Annotated in this window: 6 protein-coding genes; 1 reads left to right on the forward strand and 5 read right to left on the reverse strand. The window is 47.6% G+C overall.

Going from position 1 to position 6220, the window contains the following annotated elements:
- Window positions 1–169: 169 nt before the first annotated feature.
- From extO to LRY47_RS09660, 5 genes are all read right to left on the reverse strand, one after another.
- Window positions 170–1447 carry a selenite/tellurite reduction operon b-type cytochrome iron-sulfur cluster-binding subunit ExtO gene (gene extO, locus LRY47_RS09640; RefSeq protein WP_295224719.1) on the reverse strand — a complete coding sequence of 426 codons (1278 nt, stop codon included), beginning with the start codon at window positions 1445–1447 and terminating at the stop codon, window positions 170–172.
- Complete coding sequence (gene extM, locus LRY47_RS09645; RefSeq protein ID WP_295224721.1) at window positions 1383–3242, reverse strand: selenite/tellurite reduction operon c-type cytochrome ExtM; 1860 nt, start codon at window positions 3240–3242, stop codon at window positions 1383–1385. Before extM ends, extO begins: the two co-directional genes overlap by 65 nt.
- Window positions 3243–3324: 82 nt before the next feature.
- Window positions 3325–3540, reverse strand: a complete 216-nt coding sequence (gene extJ, locus LRY47_RS09650; protein ID WP_295224723.1) for a selenite/tellurite reduction operon protein ExtJ — start codon at window positions 3538–3540, stop codon at window positions 3325–3327.
- Between the two features lie 28 nt (window positions 3541–3568).
- Window positions 3569–4771, reverse strand: coding sequence for a selenite/tellurite reduction operon porin ExtI (gene extI, locus LRY47_RS09655; RefSeq protein ID WP_295224724.1), 1203 nt, complete (start codon window positions 4769–4771; stop codon window positions 3569–3571).
- A 22-nt stretch (window positions 4772–4793) separates the two neighbouring features.
- Window positions 4794–5885, reverse strand: a complete 1092-nt coding sequence (locus LRY47_RS09660) for a rhodanese-like domain-containing protein (RefSeq protein ID WP_295224726.1) — start codon at window positions 5883–5885, stop codon at window positions 4794–4796.
- Between the two features lies 1 nt (window position 5886).
- Here LRY47_RS09660 and LRY47_RS09665 point away from each other — a divergent pair, with 1 nt between their 5' ends.
- Window positions 5887–6066 carry a hypothetical protein gene (locus LRY47_RS09665; protein WP_295224728.1) on the forward strand — a complete coding sequence of 60 codons (180 nt, stop codon included), beginning with the start codon at window positions 5887–5889 and terminating at the stop codon, window positions 6064–6066.
- The last annotated feature ends 154 nt before the right edge of the window (window positions 6067–6220 follow it).

The raw sequence follows: 6220 nt of genomic DNA on the forward strand, positions 1-6220 counted from the left end.
ATATTTGATGATGCTTTTAATTAAGGACGAGATCGCTTCTGGCATAAAGCCCTAGCGAAGGCGGAATAAAAGTCACGTCTTTGCGAGAAAACCGCAGGTTGACGAAGCAATCTGAACCACATAGAATTCTCAGTGCAATATATTACCGCCGCACCGCCGTATTCGGAATCTATTTTCCTGCGTCTTTAACCGTGTCGGTCACCTGTCTCCATTTCTTCATTGCGGCTTTTTTATATTCAATATTTTTGGTCATAATTCTTCTATATTCAGAATCATTTACAAACCTACCATTAACTACTTTGAACCCTTTGAAGTTATAAAAACTTTCAAAAGGCAATCCGTCCTTGTCGGTCAGATAAAGCCTATCCTCTTTCTTCTCGCGCATGAGCCTTCTGGCATCTGCATGACAGCTTTCACACATCACCGTTTCGCGGCGCACAGTGTGGGGAAAAACCGCCCTGAAATCGGCAGCGAGCAAGTCATTCTCTTTGCCGACAACCTTGTCGTCTTTTATATTCGTCAAGAGAGCAATATACTGCGGACGCAGAGGCGAATATTTCTTTCTATCGTTCACGCCTATGGGAAAGTCTGCATATTGTTTTGTGTGACTGCTCTTCGCATAATCTATGTGCGGACGTTTCACCCATCTGAAATATTCCGAAAATTTCGTGTTCTGCAAATATATCCAGAAGGTGCCGTACTCCTGATTTGCCCACGCGGAATGGCATGTGTAACACTCCATGCGGCTGTGTTTATCTATCGAATGTTCAACGGACGTGCTTTTCTTCATATCGTGGCAGTCGGTGCAGGTCTTAGAAAATTTTCTGCCCTCCGCAAGGCTCTTCATGGAGTGACATTCGCCGCACTGCATCCCCTTTTCGTGATGCACATCAGGAAGCATTGAGGCATATTTCCAGCCCTTGTGCTCCTTCCCTCTGGCATATCTCTCATGGTCTTCCCGCTGTCCCAGTCCGCTGTATTCAATACCTGTGTAGTAGTCTCTGTGACATTCCTGACAGTTATCCGTTGTGGGTTTCTTTATGGCGTGAGGATTTCCCCCGTCGTGGCAGTTCATACAGCTCAAAACATGGCAGTTCTGACAGTTCTTGTTCCAGAACTGTCCGTCAACCCGACCATAAGTCTTATCTACAAAAACCTTTTCGGCGCTTCTATGCACCATAGGGCTTTCCAGTATTCCGGCATATTCAGCGTGGCAGTTCAGGCACCCCTTAGCTGAAACGGAGAAATCAGCCGCTTTATCGTAATGCTCTTTATTGGGCGCATGACAGGTTTCGCACTTCTGTTTTGCGTGTACTCCCGTCACCCGTTCCTTGTGGCAGGCGGCGCAGTTTTTATCGCTTTTCTCCAGTGCAAAGCCGCTTTCAGCGAAGCAGAGGCTTATGCACAGGGTCAGAAAGAACACTGTCATATGAAAACTTCTTGCCATATATCCTGCCTTCTCCTTTTTCGTGGCAAACAATGCACTGGTTCGCCCTCAGCATGGAAGCCAGCTCATTGTTGTTCAGAATCCTCGAATGGTCTCGGACAACATCAGACGTCACATCCTGCTTTCCGTTCTTTATGCTGTACAGCGAATCAAGCGGTTTTTCGCATTTATCGCAAAGATATGCGCTGTTTATATTCTTATTTGTAACAGACACAAGCCCCTGACCAAAGCCCGCAAAAGCAAGCTTTGTATGGCAAGTTTCACAGCTCACCGCTTTTTTGCCCGTGTTGTGACTGTAAAACGGTGCAAATTTGAAGTTCTTCACACCCCTGTAGTTGAAAACGTGATCGTCCAGCACCTTATTGCCTTTTTCATCCAGCACGGTCAGAAACGTCTGACAGCCTGGGGTCACAGGAGATATCTTTCCGCGCTGGTTGACACCAAGAGGAAACGGAAAAAGTGTCCTGAAATCCTCCGTTTCGCTGAACGCCCCGTATGTGTCCTGACCTTTGATCAGGTCTGTCATCTTTTCGCTCTTGTCGTATGTAGTGTGGCAGCCGTAGCACTGCACAACTGTATTTGAATGGCAGGTGTAACATTCCATGCGATCGTGACCGTATACTCCGTGGTTGTCGGTACCCTTGACCGTCTTTATCTCAATGCGCTTGCCTTCGCGCTTGGTATACAGATAATACTTTCCTTTCTCTTTGCGCACATTGGAATACATCCGACCTTTGGATGTCAGTACCATTTCGTCGCCGTAATTCACTCTGAAAGCGTAGTTCTGGGATTCTCTTACGGGTCTGCTGTTCTCTTTGGTTACCTTCTGCGTTTTCGGGAGCGCGCTCTCCGTGCCGTGGCAGTCCTCGCAGGCGGTCTCAATCTGCATGTACATGTTCTCATACATGTAACCGTCACCCATCATATCCGCCGAGGTGTGGCAGTCGATGCACTCCATGCCGAAATCGAAATGGATGTCCGCCTGCATGTGGCGCACGTTGCGCACGCCGTCTATCAGATCGGGTCCCGGATAGCCGCCGCTTGTGGGAACAAGCGAGTTGTTGCCGTCGTAAAACCCTTCATATGAGAGAGCTATACGACCGCTTCTGTTGTGGCATGTCAGGCATACGTCGTTTGACGGCAATGCCGAAATCTCGTGTTTTTCAGGATACGGTCCTTTGCCGTGGATACTCCTGTCGCCGCCCTTGTACGTTCCCTCAACCGAATGATTAAAGTGACAGGCTGAACAACCTGACGAGTGGTGGGCGCGGTAGCCCTCCAGCTTGTCGTAACCGACGTGGCATGCGGAACAGAATTTTCTGTAAAGTTCGCCCGAAAGTTCCTCAAGTTCAGCCACAGACGGTCTCTTCTGCGGACTGCCCTCCGCATCGAACCCGTCGGCTCCGTGGGTACTGTATAGTTTACCCTTGTAGTCGTCCCAAGCTTGCTGTGAATTCTTTATCATCCCTGTTGCAGTATACATGAGCGTCTTTGAGACCCGCTCAAGCTGATATTGATGGCACTGCCCGCAGGTTTTATCCCAGACAGACGGATCCCCGGGATTTCTCCCGCCCAGCATATTCGCATGGGCGACCTTCTTGTCAGCCGCCTTCGGATCGCCGCCATGGCACTGTTCGCAGGGGATCTCATGGTTTTTTGAAGGATACTCAATTCCGGAATGGCAGTCCGTCGACATACAGCCCACAACCGCTTCGCCCGTGTGATAGAATCCGAAATACACAAACGCAGCGGCGCATACCGTTAAAATGATTCCTGCAATTATATATTTCAGCATCTACCCACCAAAGATTTTTTCTGATTATATGAGATATTGAATGGAAAATAAAGCGGGGCATAAAGCCCCGCCAAAAAATTGATTAACAGCCCTGAAGTTTGAAGCCGGGTTTAGCGCCCACAGCTTCCACTTTCACCGCGTCGCCGGCCTTAACATCAATTGCGCTGTCCAGCTTAATTGTAATGTTTGTTCCGTCAACGCTTGTAACTTTACCTTTGGAGGATTTTGCAGCAGCGATAGCTATTCCCGCTGTAACAACCATCACCGCAAGCACGATAATTCCAAGTTTCTTTTTCATTTCATCATCTCCTTTCGCTTGTTTTCAATTAAAATCTGACCTGCATATACAGTTCAAATGTGTCAAAGTCCTGATAGTTGGTGTTTGAGCCTACTTCTTTGTCAAAGTCAGTCTGTGAATACTGTGCAGTTATTTTGATTTTGTCTTCGTCGATATAGTAGTTCACACCGGCAGCGGCAAATTTGACCTCATTGTCATAGTAGCCGTTGAGGTTTGCGAATGTGAAATCATCATAGCGTCCGAAGAACTGCACCTGACCGGGACCCACTTTAAAGGGAAGCATATAGCCAGCTTTAACATAGTAGCCGTCACGCTCGCCGTAGAGACCATATGAATTGGAGTCAGGATCAGCGCCCTTGTAAGCGTCGTCAAAGCTGATATTCAGATATGCGCCGGACAGAGTGAAAGTTCCTGCCGCAGTTGGGACCTCACCGAAGATATCGTATGAGTAGGCAGCATAGTCCTTCTTGTCTGCATAGTTGTCAACGTCGGCATATACCGCATCAGGCTCATACTGATAGGAAGCGCCTGCTGTCAGCACTGTTTTCTTGCCGAAATATGTACCCTTGTAGCCATAGCCGGATTCCTTGTCGAAAAGGGACACATGGACACGACCGGTATAGCGGAGGTTTGAGCCGGGATCGGGAGAACCGTCGTCAGAATCGCTTGTACGGCCTTCCTGAATCTCACCCCTGACCTGTATCATATTTTCAAGAAACTCCGCGCGCGCACCGATACCTTTGTCGCGGCTTGTTTTAAAGGGCGCGTATACAAAGTATGAACGGTCGAGCGTCAGCGGGTTGAAACAGCCTTCAAGGTTTTCCCTTGTGAGGGAGTGCTTGAACTTACCGAGAATTATGTCGAAATTCTCGAAAGGGGTATATCTGATCTGAGCGTCAAGAAGATAGAAATCTTTGCCGTCGTCGTCAGATATGTCAACATACAGCGGATTTATGTTCTTGTCTTCAATGTACTCTGTCTGCACATAAAAACTGAGCTGTTCGTTGTATGTTCCGATGAAACCGAGTCTGTTTCTTCTGAAGTTGAACTCGTTGGTGCCATCTTCCGCATTTTCTCCGCTGCCGGTGTTTCTGCCTGTATAGCCGAACTGAGCGTCATAAAAGAATTGCAGATATTTTCCATCGCCAAGCTCAATGGGCTTGAAGGCAAACGCGCTTCCCGCACACATGAGCATCAGCATCAGAACGGTTAATATTTTTGTCTTAAACATAATTTTTACTCTCCGGTTTTAATCAGCATCCGCTGGGACCGCTGGGAGTTGTTCCAGAATCGTCTGAGTCGCTGTCGTCAGTGTCGGTGTCGTCACCAGTATCATCATCGGAAGCGACATACGCTTTGTCAGTCTCTTCGATCTCGTTGCCTGTTCCTGTGTATGTTGAGTTCACATTGAACATGATAACGCCGAGAGCGTCTTTCCATGATGTTGTTGCAGACAATGTTGCCGTCTGAGGAGCGACTGTGATAAGACCGTTTGCAACTGTAGGAGCAGCTGTTGAAAGCTTGAACGTGTCATATGCAAGTATTCCTGTGTTTGTTGTGCTTGACTGAAGAGGTCCGCCAAGAGCAACTATAGCGCCTGTTGTGTCGCTGGTTGCTGTGTTTGCAGCTCTAACGGCAGGGACACTCGCAGAGTTGGTATAATACATGAATGAGGAAGTTCCCCAATACACTTCTTCGGAAGCGTAGGAAGCGCCTCTTTCATAACCCGCATGGCTTGACCAGGCAGACCATGAACCGTCATAAAGGGCTACATTGTCATATCCAAGTACTTCTTTAATGTAATAGTAAACAGGTGTCGCGGAATAGCCGGACATACAGTGAACGACTATCGTATCGGTCGATTTCACACCGGCAGCTGTGAGAAGCGCTTCGCCTGATGTTTTATCAAGAAACTTTCCGCTGACAATAACAGAGGCAGCGTTAATACCTGTTACAGCGCCCTTGATACGTCCGCTGAAAGCAACTGAACCCTGTGTTCCCGCACTTCTGACGTCGATAACTTTTACAGAACCTGCTCTTACAAGATCTATAACGTTTTTAGTTGTTACACGGGCTGCATCGTGCAGACCGGGAAGATTTTTTACTGAAAAAGTGCTGTCCGCGGGATCAACTGATGCAGAAGAAGTATCCACAAGAGATGCATCGACAGCTTTAACAGCAGCTACACCGCCATCCAGAACTTTTATCTTGGATTCGGAGAATCCCCAATAGTAAAACAGCCACCAAGCTCTTGTCAGATCATAGTTGCTTGACGAGAGAGCAGAGTTTGTAAATACGATGACAGTGTCTTTTGTAACGCCCATATCCTGAATCATCTTGTCCATAGTGGCGCCTGTTGTCGCCATTCTGGCAGAGGTTGCTCTTGCGTCTATAGAGTCGATGGGACCTTCCGCTCTGTATTCGTCAAGAGCGAAACCAGTGATATCGGATTTGCTGAGAGAACCGATGATCCTGTCAGCTGTGGTTGAAAAATCTGTTTGTACGTCAACGATAAGTACGGGATAACCCGCTCCTGTTTTCGCAGAAGAGGTTTATAGTGGACCTATTGTCAAGACATCAGTTTACTATTTCTTAGTAAATATTATGCCGCCATCTTCATCTGATTCATGTGCACTTCCATAGGTCTCTTATATCCCAAAGCTGAATGCAGCCTTCTGTT

This window comes from Seleniivibrio sp. (assembly GCF_021209385.1).
Taxonomy (GTDB): Bacteria; Chrysiogenota; Deferribacteres; order Deferribacterales; family Geovibrionaceae; genus Seleniivibrio.